Consider the following 20,344-nt stretch of genomic DNA (forward strand, 5'->3'; position numbering starts at 1 on the left):
GTCATGACAGCAGCACCCGTGGATCGCACCGATTTCGACAATTCCGAACGCGGTTTCATCGCCCGGCTCTCCCCCGCGGTCATTCCCGGCAAGAACGGCGGCGTGGCCTACGACGCCGACTCCTTCGACTTCCTGCAGGCCGAGGGTGCCGACACCGTCACCCCCAGCCTGTGGCGGCAGTCCCAGCTGACCGCCATCCACGGCCTGTACCAGGTGTGTGAGGGCGTGTATCAGGTTCGCGGCCTGGACATCTCGAATATGACCCTGATCGAGTCCGACAATGGCGTCATCGTGGTCGACCCGCTGGTGAGCGCCGAGACCGCCGCCGCGTCGCTGGCCCTGTACCGCGACAATCGCGGCGAGCGCGCGGTGACCGCGGTGATCTACACCCATCCGCACGCCGACCACTTCGGTGGCGTGCTCGGGGTGGTCGACGCCGATACGAAGGTCCCGATCATCGCACCCGAGCACTTCATGGAGCACGCGATCTCCGAGAACGTCTACGCCGGTACCGCCATGCTGCGGCGCGGCGGCTACTACTCGGGATCGACCCTGCCCCGCGATCCACGCGGCCTGGTCGGCATGGGCTTGGGACCGGTGGCTTCGTCGGGCGAATTCGGCCTGCTCGCACCGACTCTCGACATCACCGCCACCGGCCAGGAGGAAGTGATCGACGGGGTGCGGTTCATCTTCCAGATGACGCCGGGCACCGAGGCCCCCGCCGAGATGAACTTCCTGCTGCCCGACCGCAATGCGCTGTGCATGGCCGAGAACGCCTGCCACACACTGCACAACATCCTCACCCTGCGCGGTGCTCAGGTGCGTGACTCCCGCATGTGGTCGCGCTACATCGCCGAGGCGCTCGAGATGTTCATCGACCGCGCCGATGTGGTGTTCGCCTCGCACCACTGGCCCACCTGGGGCCGCGACAACATCTTGGAATTCCTTACCCAGCAACGGGATACGTACGCCTACCTGCACGATCAGACGGTGCGGCGGATGAACCAGGGCGAGATCGGCACCGAGATCGCCGAGGACTTCCCGCTCGCCCCGGAGCTCGCGGCCCAGTGGAACAACCGCGGATACTACGGCTCGATCAGTCACGACGTAAAGGCCATCTATCAGCGCTATCTCGGCTGGTACGACGCCAATCCGGCACACCTGTGGCAGCATCCGCCGCAGGCGCAGGCCACCCGCTACGTGCAACTGCTCGGCGGTGTCGATGCCACCGTGGCCAAGGTGAAGGAATTCGCCGACCAGGGCGATCTGCGCTTCGCGGCCGAGTTGGGCAGCCACGCGGTCTTCGCCGATCCGTCCCACACCGGGGCCAGGCAGACCTTGGCCGAGGTCTACCAACGGCTGGGCTTCGGCTCCGAGAACGCCACCTGGCGCAACTGTTTCCTCACCGGCGCACAGGAGCTGTTGCATCCCGTGGCCTCGACGCCGCTGACCGCGAGTCAGGCGGTGGCGCTGGCCATGAGCATCACGCAGCTGTTCGACACACTCTCACTGAACGTGGTGGGTTCCCGGGCGTGGGCGGAGAAGTTCAGCATCGCTTGGCATTTCACCGACAGCGGCGAGAACTACCACATGGAGTTGAGCAACGGTGCGCTCATCCACCACCCGGCCACCCGCAAGCGGGACACCGACCTGGACATCACCCTCACCAAACTCGGTCTGCTGCAACTGATGGCCACGGGTTCGTTCGACGGCCTGCAGACCAGCGGCGACACCGGGGTATGGCAGCGGTTGACCGGCCTGCTCGACAAGGCCGACCCGAACTTCGCGATCGTCACCCCGTAGGCCCGCAGACGTGAACCCCGCCCCGAATACCGAGGCCACCGGTCGCAAGCGTTCCATCGAGGCCACGGGTTTCACCGGAATCGCCTTCGCACTACTGGCATTCGTCTCACTGGCCCTCTTGCGCGGTATCCCGGGCTGGGGAACCGAACCCGCCACCCTGGAACAATGGTTCCGGGTGGCGGGCAATCGGACTCGGCTGATGGCCATGGTGCTGATCGCGACCGTGGCCTCGATCGCGCTGCTGTGGTTCATCGGCGCGATCCGACGCCGGATCGGACCGCACGAGGACCGGCTGTTCGCGACCGTATTCCTCGGCAGCGGACTGATTTTCATCACCGTCCTGCTGACCGCCCTGGCCGTCTTCGCGGTCCCGGCCACCCTCGCTCAACAAGTGAACGCCGAGACCGCCGCCCACGCCTATCCGCTTTGCTACGGGCTGGGCATGAATCTGATGACCATCGTCGCACCGCGCATTGCGGCGGTCTTCATGCTCTCGCTGTCGAACCTGGGCCGCCTGACCGGCGCGTTCCCGAAATGGCTGACTGTCCTGTCCACGGCCACCGGCGTTTTCCTGCTGGTCGCGGTGACGGCCTCGGTGCACATCGCCTGGGTCATGCCCGCCTGGTGTCTGGTGGTCGGCGCGGCCATCGTGTGGCGGCGCAAGCAGTTGACGGCCGTCTGACGGGTTTCAGGGCGCGGTCAGCAGCGGCTGCAGATACCGAATCGCGTAGTCGCGCAACTGATCCTCGGAATCCAGTCGCGGCGGGGCATCGGGCGTCAGCACCAGCGAATGAATCAGCCGCACGATGGTGGAGGCGTAGAACTCGGCCTGATCGCTTCCGGTCAGGCCGAGTTGCGCACGGCCCTCCTGAACCTGGGCCGTGACGAAAACCGTTGCGATGCGCAGGATGTCCCCGGCCTCGAGGGTGAGCCAGCTCAGCACCTCGTCCTTGTCCACCACGAAAAGCCTGCGCAGCAAGGGATGGTCGCGCAGGGTCGTGACGGTCACGACGAAGCCGCGGCTGTGCCGCTCCAGCGGATCCGCGATATCGCCGATGCGCTCCTCGATCTCGGCCAGGGTCCGGCGCACCTCGTGCGAGAAGGCGGCCCGGGTGATCTCGTCGCGCCCGCCCATCCGGCGGTAGAGCGTGGCCCGGTTGACCCCGGCGCGTTTGGCGATGTCGTCGGCGCTGGTGCGGCGGATGCCGACCAGTGCGAACTGTTCCAGCGCGGCCTCTTTGATGCGTGTGTCCACGGCATCGTCGGGCTCGGCGACCGTGAGCAGGGCCTGTAGCGACAAGGGTGATTCCACCGACCGCACCTCCTGATCGGAGTCTAGCCGTACGCAACAGTGCGACACAATTTGTCGCACAGTCTTGCGACAAAGAGAGATAATGTGTTGCACTATCCACGCAGGAGTTCCCAATGACGTGGAGGCCGAGCCATGACCAGCGCCGCAGAAACCGAACAGCCGACAACCCCGCCCCAAGGCGCACCCCTGGGCCCCGGCTCACTGCTGTGGAAATACTTCGGCGATCAGCGGCTCAAGCTGTTCTTCGGACGCTCCGGCACCCTGCAGAACATGCATCCGGCGGTTTCCGCGGCGCTGCAACAGCATTCGAACTTCTTCGACGACCCATGGGATCGACTGCTGCGTTCGGTGCCGAAGATCGAGGACTCCATCTACGATCCGCCGGAATCCGAGGCGGCCGTCCGGGTACGCGACTACCACCGCGACCTCAAGGGCATCGACAGCCACGGAAACCGTTATCACGCACTGCGTCCCGACATCTTCTGGTGGACGCACGTCACCTTCGTCGAGAGCGTGATGACCATGAACGAGGTCTTCGGGACGCCACTCACGCCCGATCAGAAGCAGCAGCTGTGGGCCGAGGGCATCACCTGGTGGGAGCGCTACGGGTTGTCGATGCAACCGGTGTTCGGGACTCACGAAGAGTTCCAAGCGTATTGGGACCACATGCTCGCGCACGAACTCGAATCCAACGCGACCACCGACTTTGCCCTGAACGCCGCCACCACCCCGATCCCGCCGGTGCCAGGCATCCCCGAATGGGCCTGGGCGGTGATTCGGCGTCCGTTCATGGAATTCAATGTCTGGCTGCTCGCGGCACTGATGCCCGAACGCGGCCGCGAAATCCTGGGCCTCGAATGGAATCGACTGGACGAGTTCGGTTTCCGGGCCCTCGCGGGCGCGGTCCGGACGACCTGGCCGCTGCTACCCCGGCGACTGCGCTACGACCCGCGCGTCTACCGCAAGATCCGGGCCGCCGAAAAGGGTCTCAGCTAGCGGCCATTTCACGCTGCACGGTGGTGGTGATCTGCGCGGATGTGAGGATCATGGCCACCAGGAAGTCGACGAGCTGGGCGCGGTCGATGTCCAGCTCACCGCGCAGCCATTCGATGAGGATCTCCAGGCCGCCGTGAGCGACCGTGCGGGCGGCGAGCCGGGCATGCATGCCCTCGACGGCGGCGTCGCCGAGCAGCTCACGGCCTTGGTCCAGCATGACCTCGGCGACCACTCCGACGAGATCGGTTCTGCGCTGCCGCAATTCGTCGGTGGTCTGCATGTCAATGGCCAGGCGGCGGCGGGCCGGGTAATCGGCGATGGCGGTCACCCCGGCCTCGACGACGGCGCGCAGGCGGATTCGGGTATCAGCGGGCGCGGTGGCGATGACGCCCATAACGGCGGCCACGACCTCGGCGAGCTGCTCGGCGACCAGTTCGTACAGCAGGCGGTCGACATGACCGTAAGCCTCGTAGAAGTAGCGGTCGTTGAGCCCCGCGCGCGTGCACAGCGCACGCACCTTGAGGCCCGCGATGCCCTCCTCGGCAATGACCTCGAGGGCGACCTCACGCAGTTGTTCGCGCCGCTGGGCCCGGCGCTCGTCGGCGCTGAGTCCGGCGTATCGGCCACGGGGTGTTTCCACGATTCCGCCCTGTCTGTTGCCTTGCCGCTCAGTTTGGTGAAGACTATCACCAAAGTTCTGGTGAAGACCTTCACCAGAGACTAGGCACACACAGGAGCTGCCCGATGACGCGCACTCGACCCTCGACGATTCCGACTCGCCACCCCGAGGATCCGGCCGCCGTGCCGGTGCTGGGGCCGATGGCCAGGATGATGCGCATGCGGCCGCCCAACGATGCCGAATGGGCCGCCATGGGCGAGGCCCTCACCGTCGGGGATCGACCCATGGACGAGCTGGTGGAGTGGATGTACACGGCCGGGATGGGGAAGGTGCGGCCGCTGTTCGATCAGGCGCTGGAACGCGGGATCGACAGCGTTCCGGACGCACCGGAACCCTTGCGGGCCTTCTTCTCCCAGGTGGAGAACCCGCCCGCGTGGGTGGACTGGAAACGGATTGCCTTGGGCGAGCGCATCTTCCAGGCCGCCGGGCTCGACGGCATCTACATGGCGCGCGACGTTCCGTTCCTCGGCGGATTCGTGGCCTCCGGCATCAACCGCACCCTGATGCTCACCAATACCGGCAAGAGCGGCGCGACCGGCGGCGGGCAGCGCTTCGCCGAGACCATGAAGTGGGCGCTCGACGTCATCTCCGACGGCGGAATGCGACCCGGCGGCAAGGGTTTCCGCTCCACCCTGCACGTGCGGCTGATCCACACGTTCGTGCGCCGCCACGTCGCGAACCTGCCGGAGTGGAACGCCGAGGAATGGGGCGTGCCGGTCAATCAGACGGATATGGCGGTCACCATGCTGGGCGCGCTCTACGCGCCGGCGCTCACCGGCATGATGATGGGCAATGTCTTCACGCCCAAGGAACTCGATGCCATCGTGCATCTGACCCGCTACGTCGGCTGGGTCATGGGCATCGAGGAGCGCTATCTGCCAACCGGTTTCCTGGATGCCACCAAGCAGCTCTACCACTACCTGACCGTCCTCACCGCGCCCGACGAGACCAGCATGGAATTGGCCCGGCCCATGGCCGAGGACCCCTTGACCTGGCATTACCAGCATCTTCCGGCGCTGCGCCGCAGAATCGCCTGGGCCCAGCACCTTTCGATCAGCACGGCTTTCCTGGGCCGCGGACGCATGCGCGAACTCGGGCTGCCCGGCTTTATGCCGCCCTGGTATCCGGTGGCCAAGTTCCCGGTCAATGTGGTCCGTTCGGGCGTGGGCATCCTGGTCCCGGGCTGGCGCACGCGGCAGGCCCGCGCGGGTCTGCGCGCCCAGCACGCCTTCATCACGACCCTGATCGGGCCGAAGGACGGCGGGGCGATCGGCGGGTCCGTGAACTACATAGGCCACGCGGCCTGAGTTTCTTACCGGCGGGTAACGTTCGCCGGGTAGCCCCCTGATGAAGGAATTCGGTCAATGAGCTTGCCACCCATCCTGTCCTCTCGCCTGCGCTTGCCCGCGGTCGCTTCCCCCATGTTCATCGTGTCCGGGCCCGAACTGGTGATCGCCCAGTCCAAGGCGGGCATCGTCGGTTCGTTCCCGTCTCTCAACGCGCGGCCGCAGTCGCTGTTCAAAGAGTGGCTGGTGCGGATCAACGAGGAGTTGGCCAAGCACGACGCCGACAATCCGGAGCAGCCGTCCGCGCCCTACGCGGTGAACCTGATCGTGCACAAGAGCAATGACCGGCTGGAAGAGGACCTGGCCACGGTCGTCGAGCACCGGGTGCCGATCGTCATCACCTCGCTGGGCGCGCGGCCGGACGTGAACGAGGCAGTGCACTCCTACGGCGGCATCGTGCTGCACGACATCATCAACAATGTGTTCGCGCACAAGGCCGTCGAGCGTGGCGCGGACGGCCTCATCGCGGTGGCGTCGGGCGCGGGCGGCCACGCTGGCACCCAGTCCCCTTTCGCGCTGCTGTCCGAGATCCGCGAATGGTTCGACGGCCCGCTGCTGCTGTCGGGGGCAATCGCCCACGGCCGCAATATCCTCGCCGCCCAGGCCGCGGGCGCGGACCTCGCCTACATCGGCTCCGCGTTCATCGCCACCGACGAGGCCAACGCAGTACCCGGCTACAAGCAGATGATCGTCGACTCTGCCGCCGCCGACATCGTCTACTCCAACCTCTTCACCGGCGTCCACGGCAACTACCTGCGCGGCAGCATCACCGCCGCCGGCATGGACCCCGACAACCTGGCCCAGTCCGACCCGACCGCCATGGATTTCGGCACCGGCGAATCGGATCCGTCCACCCCCGGCGCCAAGCCGTGGAAGGACATCTGGGGCTCCGGCCAGGGCATCGGCGCGGTCGACCGCGTCGGCCCGGCCGCCGACCTGGTCGAACGCCTGATCCGCGAATACGACGAGGCCAAGGCTCGCCTGCTGGCGCTCTGACCGGCAGGACCGAACCACCGCGAAGGGCGGGCGCATTCCGCGCCCGCCCTTCGCTTTTCAGGAGTCCGCGGACGTCTTCAGGTTTTCGTTGAAGCCGACCAAGGGCAGCCGCAACGCCGCCGGAGCGGTGGGCGGTACGACCGGACTGCGGGGTGCGGTCGGGGTGATGCGCTGGTAGGCCGCGCCCAGATCCGGGCGGGGGTCGGGCTCACCCTTGTTGGGCCACAACGAGACTGCGCGTTCGGCTTGGGCGGTGATGGTGAGGGAGGGGTTCACGCCGAGGTTGGCGGAGATGGTGGAGCCGTCGATGATGTGCAGGCCGGGGTGGCCGTAGAGGCGGTGGTAGGGGTCTACGACGCCGGTGTCGGGGGTGTCGCCGATGACGCAGCCGCCGATGAAGTGGCCGGTCATGGGGATGTTGAGGATGCCGGAGCTGGCGCCGATGGGGATGCCGTCGATGGCGTCGGCGACGCGGCGGGCGACCTCGTGCCCGGCGGGGACCCAGGTCGGGTTCGGTTGGCCCTCACCTTGTTTGGTGGTCATGCGGCGGCCGAACAGGCCACGTTTGGTGTAAGTGGTGATGGAGTTGTCCACCGATTGCATGACCAGCAGGCCGATGGTCCGTTCGGACCAGTGGCGCGAATTGTGCACGCGGACAGCGTCTCGAGGGCGGCGACGGGCCGCGCGCAGCCACAGCCGCCAGCGGGGAATGTCGCCTTCGTCGTCGACCATGAGGGTGCTCATCACGCCGAAGGCATTGCTGCCCTTGCCATAACGCACCGGCTCGACATGGGTGTCGTGGTCGGGGTGGATGGAGGAGGTGATCGCCACGCCCTTGGTGTAGTCGGCGTGCTCGTCGCGACTGCGCACGCCGAGCAGCTCCTCGGAATTGGTGCGCGACAGATAGCCCAGCCGGTCGGAGATCCCCGTGAGCGAGCCCTTGTCGCGCAGCCGGTGCAGCAGCCGCTGGGTCCCGAGCGCGGCAGCCGCGAAAACCACGTGCTCGGCCGTGAATTCGTGGCGCTGTCTGCGGAGGAATCGGCCGGTGCGGACGGACTCCACCGCGTAGCCACCGCCGGACAGCGGCCGGACGTCGGTGACCGTTGTCAGCGGATGCACTGCGGCACCTGCCTTTTCGGCCAGGTACAGGTAATTCTTGACCAGGGTGTTCTTGGCATTGTGGCGGCAACCGGTCATGCATTCACCGCAGTGGGTGCAGCTGCGCCGATCCGGGCCGACACCGCCGAAGAACGGATCCGGAACATCCTCGCCCGGGCGGCGGCCGGGCCCGCCGAAGAAGACGCCGACCGGAGTCGGTCGGTAGGTGTCACCGATTCCCATGTCTTCGGCCACCTCCCGCAGCACGCGGTCCGTGGGCGTGGTGGCCGGATTCGCGGTCACGCCCAGCATGCGTTTGGCCTGGTCGTAGTGCGGCGCGAGCTCGTCCTTCCAATCGGTGATATGCCCCCACTGGCGGTCGGCGTAGAACTTCTCCGGCGGCTCGTAGAGCGTGTTCGCGTAAACGAGGGATCCACCGCCCACGCCCGCACCGGCCATCACGAAGGTGTCCTTCAGCAATGCCAGCCGCTGAATTCCGAAGCAGCCCAGCGCCGGCGCCCACAGGTAGCGCCGCAGCCGCCACGAGGTCTGCGCGAACTCGTGGTCCTCGAAGCGCCGGCCGGCCTCCAGCACGCCGACGCGATAACCCTTCTCGGTCAGTCGCAGCGCGCTCACGCTGCCGCCGAAGCCGGAACCGATGACGAGGACGTCGTAGTCGAATCGCATTGCTACTCCTGGGATGCGGCGACCGGAACGAGCCGGTAGTCGGAGGGATTCAGGCGGCGGGTCTCGAGCCGGTAGCCGGTGACGGTGCCCGGCCAGTTGTTGGTGACGCGCCCGGCGTCGTTGCGATACCAGCTGGTGCAGAAGTTCCACACCGAACGACCCAGGCGGCCTTGGATTCTCGCGTCGTAGCCCGCTTCGACCTCGGGACGAACCTCCAGCACCCGCCCGGGGCGGCGCGCCAGCAGCTCCACGGCCTGTCGGACGTAGCGGGTCTGGGATTCGATGATGTGCACGATCGAGCCCGCACCCAGATTGGTATTGGGCCCGTAGAGCAGGAACAGATTCGGGAACCCGGTCACGGTGATGCCCTTGAAGGCCCGTGCGCCGTCGGCCCATTCGTCGTGCAGCTTGCGGCCCTGGCTGCCGGTGACGGTCATCGGCCACAGGAATTCGGTGCCCTTGAACCCGGTGCCGTAGATGATGACGTCGACCTCGTGCAGGGTGCCGTCGGCGCTGCGCACGCCGGTCGGGGTGATCTCGGTGATGCCGCCCGTCTCCACGTGCACATTGGGCTGCGCGAGCGCCGGGAAGTAGTCGTTGGAGAACAATCCGCGCTTGCAGCCGGGCGGGGCGTCGGGAGTCAGCTTGGCGCGCAACACCGGATCGGTGACCTGCTTCTCCAGATGCCGGGTGCTGATCCGGCTGACGATCGGCCGGATGGCCGGAATGTCCACGATGCTCAGCGATACCGTTTCGCACAGCGCCCACCAGGCCAGCCGCTCGGCCAGCAGCACCGACGGCACACGATCGAACAGCGCCTGGCGGATAGGGCCGTAGTCGGTGTCGGGCTTGGGCAGGATCCAGGTGGCCGAACGCTGGAACAGCGTCAGCGCGGCCACCTCGGATTGGATGGCGGGCACGAATTGGATTGCGCTGGCGCCGGTTCCGATCACCGCCACCCGCTTGCCGCGCAGGTCGACGCCGTGATCCCAGTCGGCCGAATGGAAGGCTACGCCCGAAAAGCTCTCGGCCCCGGGGATATTCGGTACCGCCGGACGCGACAGCTGGCCCACCGCCGACACCACGAGGTCGGCCGTCAACTCGGTCCCGTCGGCGATCCGGACCGTCCACTGCCCGGTGGCATCGTCGAATTCGGCCGCGGTGACCTCGGAGCCGAACCGGATCTGCTCGAGCAGCCCGTACTTCTCGGTCAGCCCGCGCAGGTACCGCTGGATCTCGGCCTGCGGCGCACACCGCTTGGACCAGGACGGGTTCGGTTCGAAGGAGAACGAGTAGAGCGGTGAGGGCACATCGCACTCCGCGCCCGGGTAGGTGTTCTCCCGCCACACCCCGCCCACGTCGTCGCCGCGCTCGAGAATGACGAAGTCGTCGATGCCGGCGCGCCGCAATTCCAGCGCCATGCCGATGCCGCCGAACCCGGTGCCGATGATGACGATCGACGGGCTGCCGTTCATGCGTCCTTCTCCTCACTGCGATGTGATCGGATTCGACGCTACGACCTGGGGTTATCCGACCATGAAAGAGCGACGGCCAGAAAATCAATACTTTCGGCCATAATGGCAGGATGAGCACGGTCGAGGAGCCGGACGTCCGGACCTGGAACTTCCCGCGCGGCACCGCCAGCGTCGCGGTCATGACCGAGTTCGCGGCCGACCACGGCGTGCCGATCGCGCGCATGCTCGCCGGTACCGGCCTCACCGAAGGACAGCTCACCGACGCCGAGGCCCAGATTCCCGCCGAGACCGAACTCGCCGTGGTGCGCAACCTGCTGCGCGAGCTACCCGGCCTGCCCGCGCTCGGTGTGGAGGTGGGCCGCCGCTACCGGATCAGCACCTTCGGCATCTTCGGCTACGCCTGCGTCACCAGTCCCACACTGCGCGAGGCGATCTCGCTGGCGCTGCGCTACTACCGGCTCGGATTCGCCTTCTGCACACCGATCGTGGAGTCACGACCGCGCGAGGTGGTGACCTGGATCCACCACGACACCGTGCCCGCCGACGTGCAGCACTTCCTGGTCGAGCGCGACATCGTCGCCATGCACCGGGTGATGAGCGATCTGCTGGGGGCGCGTGTCGACTTCAGCCGCGCCGAATTCGGTTACCCGGACCGCGATTCCGGAGCACGCTTGGAATCCCTCTTCGGCGCGCAGCCCCGATTCGACCGCCCGCACACCGTTTTCGGCATCGACCCCGACCTGCTCGCCCGCCCACTCCCCCAGGCCAACCAGCCCACCTGGGCGGTGTGCGTGGCCCAGTGCCGCGACCTGCTGCACCGCCGCAGTGCGCGCACCGGCATCGCCGCCGAAGTCCGCGACCGGTTGCTACCCGGATCCGGCGCAACGGGTTTCGCAACCCCACCCACTCTGGACGCCGTCGCCCGCGATCTCAATGTCAGCGCCCGCACCCTGCGCCGCCACCTCGAAGCCGCGGGCACCTCCTACCGGGCGCTCCTCGACGAGGTTCGCCACACGCTGGCCGAGGAGATGCTCACCGCCACCCCACTCTCGGTGGACGACATCGCGATCCGCCTCGGCTACGCCGAAGCCACCCCGTTCATCCACGCCTTCAAACGCTGGACCGCCACCACCCCCGCCGCTTACCGCCGCGCGCAACGTCACGGCTGAAATCAGTCCGATTCCAACGCTGTCCGAATTCCGCCGAGGGCCCCATCATTCACGTGCTGTACTGCGCGTTTATACCTGGAGGCCCCTGGTGAACAGTCCTGATCCCGCGCCGGAGACATCCGGTGCCCGACCTTCGTGGCCGGACGCCCTCGGGCGTCTGGGCGCCGACTGGTGGTCGGTGATCGTGTCCGGCGTCGTGGTCGCGCTCGCCGTGTTCGACGTCCTGCCGAAGATTCCGTGGTGACCTCATGAGTGATATCAGCACCCCCGACCTGACCAAGACCTCGACCGAAACCAGCGGCGACGACGAGGCTTTCGACGAACCCTCCGGTCCCCTGACCCTCGCCCGCCTGCTGAGCTACGTGCCCGGCGTCCTGCTGCTCATCGCGGTCGGCCTGCTCGGCAAGTACGCCGAGATCTGGTGGCTGAAGATCGCCAAGCACGAGCACTGGACCGTCCCCGATATCGAATACGTGCTGTGGGCCATCCTGATCGGCCTGCTGATCACCAATACCGTCGGCCTGCACCCGATCTTCAAACCGGGCATCGGCACCTACGAGTTCTGGCTCAAGATCGGCATCATCGCGCTGGGCGCGCGCTTCATCCTCGGCGATGTCGCCAAGCTGAGCGGGACCAGCTTCATTCAGATCCTGGTCGATATGACGGTGTCGGGCGCGATCATCCTGGTGGTGGCCCGCTATCTCGGCCTGTCCGGCAAGCTCGGATCACTACTGGCCATCGGCACCTCGATCTGTGGCGTCTCCGCGATCATCGCCGGCAAGGGTGCGATCCGGGCCCGCAATTCCGATGTCTCCTATGCCATCGCGGCCATTCTGGCGCTCGGCGCGGTGGCGCTGTTCGCGCTGCCGCCGCTGGGTCACGCCATCGGCCTGAGCGATCACGAGTTCGGGCTGTGGGCGGGTCTGGCCGTCGACAACACCGCCGAGACCACCGCCACCGGCTACCTGTTCTCCGATGAGGCGGGCAAGATCGCGGTACTGGTGAAGTCGACCCGCAACGCGCTGATCGGGTTCGTGGTGCTGGGCTTCGCGGCCTACTGGGCCTCGCGTGGTGAGGCCGACGCCATCGCACCGGGCCTGCGCGCCAAGGCGTTGTTCGTGTGGTCGAAGTTCCCGAAGTTCGTGCTGGGCTTCCTGGCCGTGTCGGCGCTGGCGACCGTGCACTGGATCGACAAGGCGCAGGTCGCCAATCTGGGCGCGGTATCGCGGTGGGCGTTCCTGCTGACCTTCGCAGGCGTCGGGCTCAACACCAACATCCGCGAGCTGGCCCGCACGGGCTGGCGTCCTCTGGTGGTCGCGGTGGTCGGTCTGGTGACAGTGGCCGTGGTGTCGCTGGCCCTGGTGCTGTTCACCTCCCGCGTCCTGCACTGGGGCATCGGGAACTGAGTTCCGAACCGACAATCCGGGAATCCCTTCGGATTCCCGGATTTCGTCGTATCAGGCCCCGCGCTGCAGTTCGAGCGTGCGGAACTCGGCGAAGCGGTCGGCCAGGAACCGCATGGCCGGACCGGCGAAAGCCAGTGCGCCGCCGATGTGTTCACGGCCCTGCATGGTGAGCATGGTGACGTCCGCGCCCAGCGCTTTCCATTCCTCGGCCAGTCGCACGGCCTGCGGATACGGAATGATCTGTTCGCTGGTGCCACCGGCCACCAGAACGGGTGCGGCGGGAGCGATTCCGCCCAGCCGGTTCTCCAGCAGCCGCGCCTTCACCTCGGGCACCTCGAACGGCGGGCGATGGGTGTAGGTGGAGACCTTGGTGGGCACGACCAGGCCCGCACCGATGCCAACCACCGCCGCGACTCCGGCGTGGGTGCGGCGGGCCAGCGCGGCCAGCACCCGGCCACCCGCGTTGAGGTGCTGCAGCACATTCAGTTCCGGATAGGCGGCCTCGATGCCGAGCACGCCGTAGAACAGCAGCACCGCGTACGGGGTGTCGTCCAGGAACTTCACCATGTCGACCAGATCAGCCGGAGCCGAGCCGACCGCGCCGCCGACCAGCGGCAGGTCCGGCGCGTAGGTGGGCTGCAGCTGCAGGGCCCAGCCCGCCGCGTTGCCGCCTTCGGAGTAGCCGTAGATGCCCAGCGGGCCCTCGGGATCCAGTCCGGCCTCGGGCAGTCGGCGCGCGGCCCGCATGCTGTCGAGTACCGCGGGTCCCAGCGCCCGGCCCATCACGTAGGGGTGCAGGCCGGGGCTGCCGAGCCCCGGGTAATCGGTGATGGCGAGCGCCCAGCCGCGACGCAGGGCGACACGCAGGAACACCGACTCGTATTCGATGCCGTAGCGCAGCTGCCAGGACGCGGCGGCGACGGTATTGGCCAGGCCCTGGGTACCAACCGCATAGCCGACCAGCGGCCGCGATCCGGGCCCGCGCCACGGGGTATTGGGGACCAGCACGGTGCCGGTGACCTGCGTCGGGTCACCCTTGGCGGTGGTCGTGGTGTAGGTGATGCGCCAGGCGCGAGCAGGCAGTTTCAGACCGGGCAGCATCCTCGCGGTCATCGGTTCGGCGGCCAGCAGCCGTCCGGGTCCGAACGTACCGGGATGTCCGGCACCGACCGCCGCCTCGTCGAAGCGGTTGGTGTTCGCAGTCATCGTTGCCTGCCCTTCTCGCACAAACTCGCGTTATGCAGTTGTCGCACAACCTGATCCGGGCGTTACAGCTGTCCCGGACAGTCCTGCTTGTTCGAAACCATACCCAGAATGGAAGATAACGACACTTCTTGTCACAACAACTCCCACTTATTGGGATGGCACATCCGAGACAACGGTCACACCGGCCCGAAATACTCCCGGCCCCAGCCACGTTGCCGAAGTCGTGACCATTCCCCGCATTCTGCTGGTCTCCGGCAGCACGCGCGCCGGCTCGACCAACAGTGCCGCCCTGCGCACCATCGCCGCCGACGCCGGCCCGGACCTGGACGTCCGCCTCTATGACGGCCTGCTCGGCCTGCCGCCGTTCATCCCCGGCGAAACGGACGAACCGGAGGCGGTACTGGCCCTGCACCGGCAGCTCGCCGAGGTCGACGCGGTGCTGTTCTGCACCCCCGAGTACGCGGGCATGATCCCCGGCACCCTCAAGAACCTCCTCGAATGGACCATCGGCAACGCCGATCTCAGCGACAAGCCCGTGGCCTACGTGAATGTGGCCTACGCGGGCCGTGGCGAGGCCGCCGTCGCCACCCTGCGCACCGTGGTCGGCTATGCCGGGGCCGAGATCGTGGAGGCCGCGAGCGGCCGGATCACCGTGCAGCAGAGCGATATCGGCCCAGACGGCCTGGTCACCGCGCCCGAGGCCCGCGCCAGGCTCAATGCCGCCGCCCGCGCCCTCGCCGAGCACGCCGCCCACCCCGCCGCGGCCGCCACCTCGGTTCACCTCGATAATTGAGCTATCGAGAGAACACCCCTCCGGACACAGGAGTGTGCGGGTCATGGACGTGGGAATCTTCGGGGCCGGCTATTTCGGCCTGAGCCTGGCGGGATTGTTCGACCGCGCCGGGCACACCGTGCACATCGCCAGCCACCACATCGACGAGGTGTCGGCCGCAGTGGCCGACCGCGGGCTACGTCATACCCACCCCGGCGATATCGACCTGGTGACCGACTCCTCGACCATCCTCATCGGCGCGGTCCCCTGGCTCCAATTACCGGCCCTGGCAAAGGAACTCCCCGATCTGGAGGGCAAGATCTGGGTCGACCCGGCCAACCCCTATGTCCGGGAGGACGACGGCTCGGTCACCCTGCTGTCCACCGACGGCCGCCCCACCAGCGCGGTGGTGGCCGAACTGTTTCCGAAGGCGCAACTGGTCAAGGCCTTCAACAACTTCACCACCCCCATGTTCCGCTCCGGCCCGCTGACCTCGCTGGGCCGCATCGTCGCCCCGATGGCCGGTGACCACCCCGCCGCGCTGTGCCGGGTGGCCGACCTGATCAAGACCACCGGCTTCGTGCCGATCATCATCGGCAATATCACCGACAGCACCGCGCTGGAGCCCAACGGTCCCCTGCACCGCCTCTCCATCCCGCCGATCGCACCCTGAAACGCCGAATGGCACACCGGCAGGTGTGCCATTCGGTGGATCGGTTGCGCTACAGAGCGATTCAGTCGACCTGGTCGGGGAAGGCCTGCTGGCGATGGCCACCCCGGAGGGTGCCTTCCAGGTAGGCCGTCTTGCAGGCGCGACGCGCGATCTTGCCACTGGAGGTGCGCGGGATGGAGCCCGCCGGGACCAGCAGCAGGTCGCGAACGGTGACGCCGTGGCGTTTGGCGATGGCCGCGCGCACCGTTTCGGTGATCGGCTCGGGATCGAGTTTGGCTGCGCCCGTACCGCGTTCGGCCACGATGACCAGTTGTTCGGTGGCGTCGGCGGCGATCGCCTCGACCGGGAGCTGGTTCGCGGACACCGAGAAGGCGGCCACGAAACCCGGACGCAGGGCGGTGCTGGACTCCTGGGCGGAGTACTCCAGATCCTGCGGATAGTGGTTGCGGCCGTCCACGATCACCAGATCCTTGACCCGGCCGGTGATGAACAGCTCGCCGTCGTAGTACGCGCCGAAATCGCCGGTGCGCATCCAGTTGGCTTCCGCCGCAGCACCTTCGGCGTGACTACCGGACTGCCGCGCGGTGAGCCGGTTGTGGAAGGTGGCCTCGCTCTCCTCCGGCCGGCCCCAGTAGCCGCGGCCGATGTTCGCGCCGTGCAACCAGATTTCGCCGACCTCACCGTCGGGCCGCTCCGCCCCGGTGTCGGGGTCCACGATCACCGCCCACTGCGAATTCGCGACGTAACCGCAGGACACCTGGGCCACAGCGTTTTCCGCGTGCTCGTCGACCTCCACCATATGCCCGGCATTGAGCTGCACGCGATCCACCCAGACCGCGCGCGCCTCGTCCTCGCGCTTGGTAGCGGAGACGAACAGCGTGGCCTCGGCCATGCCGTAGCAGGGCTTGATGGCGGTCTTGGGCAGGCCGTAGGGGGCGAAGGCATCGTTGAACTTTCGCATCGAGGTGACCGACACCGGCTCGCTGCCGTTGATCAGGCCGATGACATTGGACAGGTCCAATTCCTCACCGGGCTTGGGCAATCCGCGGGCTGCGGCGTGCTCGAAGGCGAAATTCGGTGCGGCGGCGAAGATCTCGGCGCCGTCCTCCTGGGCGGCGAGCTCCTTGATCCAGCGGTGCGGCCGTCGCACGAAGGCGCTGGGCGACATGATGGTGATGTACTTGCCGCCGATGGTCGGCAGGATCGCGCACAGCAATCCCATGTCGTGGAACAGCGGCAGCCAGGTGACGCCGCGCGCCATCTCGGTGATGCCGATGGCGTCGATCATCTGCAGCAGGTTGGTACCGACCGCCCGGTGCGTGATCTCCACGCCGGCCGGGGTGCGGGTCGAACCGGAGGTGTACTGCAGATAGGCCACATCGTCCATCTGCAGATCGGGACGCACCCAGCTCTCGCCCACACTATCCGGGATCGCCTCGACCGCGATGATGCGCGGACGCTGCGGCGCGGGCAGGTGTTTGAAGATCTCGCGCACCCCGACCGCCGCCGAGCCGACCGTCAGAATCGCCGACGGCGCACAGTCGTCGAGCACGGCGTGCAGCCGATCGCTGTGGCCCTGCTCCTCCGGATCGAACAGCGGCACCGCGATATTGCCCGCGTACACCGCGGCATACATGGCCACGATGTAGTCCAGGCCCTGGGGCGCCAGGATGGCGACGCGGTCGCCGGGCTGCGTGACCTGCTGCAGCCGGGCAGCCACGGCACGCAGCCGGACACCGAAACGGTTCCAGGTGAGGTCGTGGTACTCACCGTCGCGTTCACGCGAATAGTCGATATAGCGGTAGGCGAGCTCGTCCCCGTTGACCGCGGCGTGCTTGTCGACCAGGTCGACCATGGTCTGGTTCTCAGGGATCTTGATGTTGCCGTGCTCGTCCAGAACGTCTTCGAAGGTCTCGCCGATCATTCCCTATCCTTCTTCAACTCACAGTCGAGAACTGTGTAGTGACACCGAACAAAGATCGACACCGAAAGCCCGAATGTAGCTGGGGGCTTGGGGACTCTAGCAGGTGCCGGTTTCCCGCGTCACCGGGTACGAACGAATAACACCGACTCAGTACCGGCCGAACGCGATGGCCACGTTGTGCCCACCGAAGCCGAAGGAGTTGTTCAGGGCGTAGTCGAAACTGCCCTGTCGCGCCTGGCCATGCACCACATCCAGGTCGATCTCGGGGTCCTGGTTCTCCAAATTCAGTGTGGCGGGGATGATTCCGTCACGCACGCTGAGCACGGTGATGACCGACTCCAGCGCACCGACCGCACCGATGGAATGCCCGAGGGCAGACTTGGGCGCGTACACCGCTGCATGGTTGCCGACAGCTTGCTTGATGGCGTTGGCCTCCGCCGTGTCGCCGATCGGCGTGGCGGTGGCGTGCGCATTGATGTGCGACACATCGGCTTTCGAGATGCCCGCGTACTCCATGGCGCGGCTCATGGCGCGCGCCGCGCCGGTTCCCTCGGGATCCGGTGCGACCAGGTGGAAACCGTCGGAGGTGATGCCCGCGCCCATGATCCGGGCGTGGATGGTGGCGCCGCGCGCCAGCGCGTGCTCCTCGGTCTCGATGATCATGAGCGCCCCGGCCTCACCGAAAACGAAACCGTCGCGGTCCTTGTCGAACGGTCGTGACGCGCCCTTGGGGTCGTGATTGCGGGTGCTCATGGCACGCATCATGGAGAACCCGGCGATGGGCAGCGCCTGGATGGAACCCTCCACGCCACCGGTGACCACCATGTCGGCATCGCCCATGACGACCATGCGCCAGGCGTTGGCGATCGCCTCCGAACCGGACGAACAAGCCGAAACAGGCGTGGACACACCGGCCCTCGCCTGTAATTCCACGCCGACACACGCCGCCGCGCCATTGGGCATGACGCCCTGCACGGTGTGCGGGACCACCTTGCGGTAGCCGCCGTTGACGAGCTTGTCGCGCGCGGACATGAGCATCTCCGCGCCGCCCAGACCGGTGCCGATGGAGACGGCCAGCCGATCCTTGTCCACCTCGGGATTCCCGGCATTGGCCCAGATCTCGCGGCCCAGCACCACCGCCATCTGCTCGACGTACGACCACCGGCGGGCCTCGGCCTTGCTGACCTGATCGGTGGGCGAGACCTTGAGGTGACCGCCGATGCGGACCGGCAGGCCGAAGTCGTCCAGGAAGCTGTCCTCGAGAACGTCGATTCCGCTCTCGCCGTTGAGTAGTCCCTTCCACGTCGAGTCGACGTCACCCGCGATCGAGGTGGTGGCCGCGAGCGCGGTGACCACGACGCTGGGGTATTTCCTGTGGTTGGGCGTCTGCATGTTCACTCTCCGTAGCAATGCTTCGGCGAACCTTGATCGATCCGCGTGGGCTGTCAAGGACTGGTTTGGAACTAGCGAGCGGGCCCGGCCAGGAACGTATCGGCGGGGTGTGAAGCCAATCATCGGCGAACTGGGCTAGATTATCCGAGGCGACGCCGACCAGTCTCATTGGACGACACGCGGGTATCGGTTTCCAAGCCGGATCCCCTGCGCCGCGGCGGTGATCGCCGGATCTCCAGCATTCTGTTCTCCACCATCATTCTCGCAGGCCGAGCCATTTCGAGGGAGGGCACACGACAGTGGCCAGGAGTCTCACGCAGTTGGAGCTGCTCATCGAGCTGGAGCCGATTGCCGAGCAGAATGTCGACCGTCATCTATCGATGGCCAAGGACTGGCACCCCCATGACTATGTGCCTTGGGATCTCGGTCGCAACTTTGCAGCTATGGATGGGGTCGACTGGGATCCCGAGCAGTCGAAGCTCAGCGAGGTCGCCAAGGCGGCAATGATCACCAATCTGCTCACCGAGGACAATCTTCCCAGCTATCACCGAGAGATCGCCGAGAACTTCTCCCAGGACGGCGCCTGGGGCACCTGGGTCGGACGTTGGACGGCCGAGGAGAACCGGCACGGCATCGTGATTCGCGATTACCTGGTGGTGACCCGCGGCGTGGATCCGGTGGCGCTGGAACAGGCGCGCATGATTCACATGACCAACGGCTACAACGCCGCGCAGTTGATCAAGAAGCACAGCGATCGGCAACTGAACGCCGATGCCGGATTTATGCATTCCGTCGCTTATGTGACATTCCAGGAATTGGCGACCCGAGTTTCACACCGCAATACCGGCAAAGTGTGCGATGACCCCATAGCGGACCGCATGCTGCAACGCATCGCCGCCGACGAGAACCTGCACATGATCTTCTATCGCAATATGTGCGGTGCCGCCCTGGACCTCTCACCCGACCAGGCCATGGACGCCATTACCAATATCGTCATGGGATTCCAGATGCCCGGCATGGGCATGCCCAACTTCCGCCGCAACGGCGTGCTCATGGCCAAGCACGGCATCTACGACCTCCGCCAGCACCTCGAAGAGGTCCTGCTCCCCAACCTCAAGAAGTGGAACATCTTCGAACGCACCGACTTCGGCGCGTTCGGCGACCAGCGCCGCAATGAACTCGGCCAGTTCCTCGACAAGCTCCGCGGCGATGTCGTCCGCTTCGAAGAACAACGCGACAAGGCCCTCGCCCGCGATGCCCGCCGCACCGAACAACCCCCCGTCCTGGTCGGCTGACCTCGGACGAATCACCCAGTGGCGGGGGGGGGGGGGGGCCGCGCCGCCCGCGCCGCCCGCCGCAGCGGGGGGAGGGGTGGGGGGGGGGGGGGGGGCTCAGGGGGGGTGGTGAAGC

General features: G+C 66.8%; 18 protein-coding genes. 11 read left to right on the forward strand and 7 right to left on the reverse strand.

Features of this window, described 5'->3' with window-relative positions:
• Positions 1-3 precede the first annotated feature (3 nt).
• Together ACFXHA_RS18330 and ACFXHA_RS18335 are read left to right on the forward strand one after the other, a co-directional pair.
• Complete coding sequence (locus ACFXHA_RS18330) at positions 4-1,803, forward strand: alkyl/aryl-sulfatase (protein ID WP_379358078.1); 1,800 nt, start codon at positions 4-6, stop codon at positions 1,801-1,803.
• Between the two features lie 10 nt (positions 1,804-1,813).
• Positions 1,814-2,485, forward strand: coding sequence for a hypothetical protein (locus ACFXHA_RS18335; RefSeq protein WP_379358079.1), 672 nt, complete (start codon positions 1,814-1,816; stop codon positions 2,483-2,485).
• A 6-nt stretch (positions 2,486-2,491) separates the two neighbouring features.
• On the opposite strand, the gene ACFXHA_RS18340 is transcribed toward ACFXHA_RS18335, so the two are convergent.
• The gene (locus ACFXHA_RS18340; RefSeq protein ID WP_379358081.1) at positions 2,492-3,115 is read right to left on the reverse strand and encodes a TetR/AcrR family transcriptional regulator; all 624 of its coding nucleotides are present in this window, start codon (positions 3,113-3,115) and stop codon (positions 2,492-2,494) included.
• A gap of 132 nt (positions 3,116-3,247) precedes the next feature.
• Between ACFXHA_RS18340 and ACFXHA_RS18345 the strand changes: the two genes are divergently transcribed.
• Positions 3,248-4,111, forward strand: coding sequence for an oxygenase MpaB family protein (locus ACFXHA_RS18345; protein WP_379358083.1), 864 nt, complete (start codon positions 3,248-3,250; stop codon positions 4,109-4,111).
• Here the strand turns inward: ACFXHA_RS18345 and ACFXHA_RS18350 are convergent.
• Entirely contained in the window at positions 4,104-4,751 is a 648-nt protein-coding gene (locus ACFXHA_RS18350) for a TetR/AcrR family transcriptional regulator (protein ID WP_379358085.1), read from the reverse strand. The genes ACFXHA_RS18345 and ACFXHA_RS18350 overlap by 8 nt on opposite strands.
• 104 nt (positions 4,752-4,855) lie before the next feature.
• On the opposite strand from ACFXHA_RS18350, the gene ACFXHA_RS18355 reads away from it, so the two are divergent.
• On the forward strand, positions 4,856-6,097 hold the full coding sequence (locus ACFXHA_RS18355) for an oxygenase MpaB family protein (protein ID WP_379358087.1): 1,242 nt from the start codon (positions 4,856-4,858) through the stop codon (positions 6,095-6,097).
• A gap of 57 nt (positions 6,098-6,154) precedes the next feature.
• A complete protein-coding gene (locus ACFXHA_RS18360; RefSeq protein WP_379358089.1) occupies positions 6,155-7,132 on the forward strand; it encodes an NAD(P)H-dependent flavin oxidoreductase in 978 nt (325 codons plus the stop codon).
• A 57-nt stretch (positions 7,133-7,189) separates the two neighbouring features.
• Here the strand turns inward: ACFXHA_RS18360 and ACFXHA_RS18365 are convergent, their stop codons facing one another.
• Together ACFXHA_RS18365 and ACFXHA_RS18370 are read right to left on the reverse strand one after the other, a co-directional pair.
• Entirely contained in the window at positions 7,190-8,917 is a 1,728-nt protein-coding gene (locus tag ACFXHA_RS18365) for a GMC family oxidoreductase N-terminal domain-containing protein (protein WP_379358091.1), read from the reverse strand.
• A 2-nt stretch (positions 8,918-8,919) separates the two neighbouring features.
• Complete coding sequence (locus tag ACFXHA_RS18370; RefSeq protein ID WP_379358093.1) at positions 8,920-10,392, reverse strand: flavin-containing monooxygenase; 1,473 nt, start codon at positions 10,390-10,392, stop codon at positions 8,920-8,922.
• Positions 10,393-10,502: 110 nt separating this feature from the next.
• On the opposite strand from ACFXHA_RS18370, the gene ACFXHA_RS18375 reads away from it, so the two are divergent.
• The 3 genes from ACFXHA_RS18375 (at position 10,503) to ACFXHA_RS18385 (ending at position 12,967) form a co-directional block, all read left to right on the forward strand.
• Positions 10,503-11,561, forward strand: coding sequence for an AraC family transcriptional regulator (locus ACFXHA_RS18375; protein WP_379358095.1), 1,059 nt, complete (start codon positions 10,503-10,505; stop codon positions 11,559-11,561).
• 88 nt (positions 11,562-11,649) lie between these two features.
• Positions 11,650-11,805 carry a hypothetical protein gene (locus ACFXHA_RS18380; protein ID WP_379358097.1) on the forward strand — a complete coding sequence of 52 codons (156 nt, stop codon included), beginning with the start codon at positions 11,650-11,652 and terminating at the stop codon, positions 11,803-11,805.
• 4 nt (positions 11,806-11,809) lie between these two features.
• The gene (locus tag ACFXHA_RS18385; RefSeq protein ID WP_379358099.1) at positions 11,810-12,967 is read left to right on the forward strand and encodes a YeiH family protein; all 1,158 of its coding nucleotides are present in this window, start codon (positions 11,810-11,812) and stop codon (positions 12,965-12,967) included.
• A gap of 51 nt (positions 12,968-13,018) precedes the next feature.
• Here ACFXHA_RS18385 and ACFXHA_RS18390 read toward each other — a convergent pair whose 3' ends face one another.
• Positions 13,019-14,173, reverse strand: coding sequence for a lipase family protein (locus ACFXHA_RS18390; RefSeq protein WP_379358101.1), 1,155 nt, complete (start codon positions 14,171-14,173; stop codon positions 13,019-13,021).
• 223 nt (positions 14,174-14,396) lie between these two features.
• Between ACFXHA_RS18390 and ACFXHA_RS18395 the strand changes: the two genes are divergently transcribed.
• Both ACFXHA_RS18395 and ACFXHA_RS18400 read left to right on the forward strand, forming a co-directional pair.
• Entirely contained in the window at positions 14,397-14,966 is a 570-nt protein-coding gene (locus tag ACFXHA_RS18395; RefSeq protein WP_379358103.1) for an NADPH-dependent FMN reductase, read from the forward strand.
• Positions 14,890-15,618 (forward strand): NADPH-dependent F420 reductase, encoded by a 729-nt coding sequence (locus ACFXHA_RS18400; RefSeq protein ID WP_379358105.1) that lies wholly within the window; start codon positions 14,890-14,892, stop codon positions 15,616-15,618. Before ACFXHA_RS18395 ends, ACFXHA_RS18400 begins: the two co-directional genes overlap by 77 nt.
• A 61-nt stretch (positions 15,619-15,679) precedes the next feature.
• On the opposite strand, the gene fadD32 is transcribed toward ACFXHA_RS18400, so the two are convergent.
• Positions 15,680-17,542, reverse strand: a complete 1,863-nt coding sequence (gene fadD32, locus ACFXHA_RS18405; RefSeq protein WP_379358107.1) for a long-chain-fatty-acid--AMP ligase FadD32 — start codon at positions 17,540-17,542, stop codon at positions 15,680-15,682.
• Between the two features lie 147 nt (positions 17,543-17,689).
• On the reverse strand, positions 17,690-18,934 hold the full coding sequence (locus ACFXHA_RS18410; protein ID WP_379358109.1) for a KasA/KasB family beta-ketoacyl-ACP synthase: 1,245 nt from the start codon (positions 18,932-18,934) through the stop codon (positions 17,690-17,692).
• A 299-nt stretch (positions 18,935-19,233) separates the two neighbouring features.
• Here ACFXHA_RS18410 and ACFXHA_RS18415 point away from each other — a divergent pair, with 299 nt between their 5' ends.
• The gene (locus tag ACFXHA_RS18415; protein WP_379358111.1) at positions 19,234-20,229 is read left to right on the forward strand and encodes an acyl-ACP desaturase; all 996 of its coding nucleotides are present in this window, start codon (positions 19,234-19,236) and stop codon (positions 20,227-20,229) included.
• Positions 20,230-20,344: the final 115 nt, after the last annotated feature.

Source organism: Nocardia sp. NPDC059240 (genome assembly GCF_042753865.1).
Lineage (GTDB): Bacteria > Actinomycetota > Actinomycetes > Mycobacteriales > Mycobacteriaceae > Nocardia.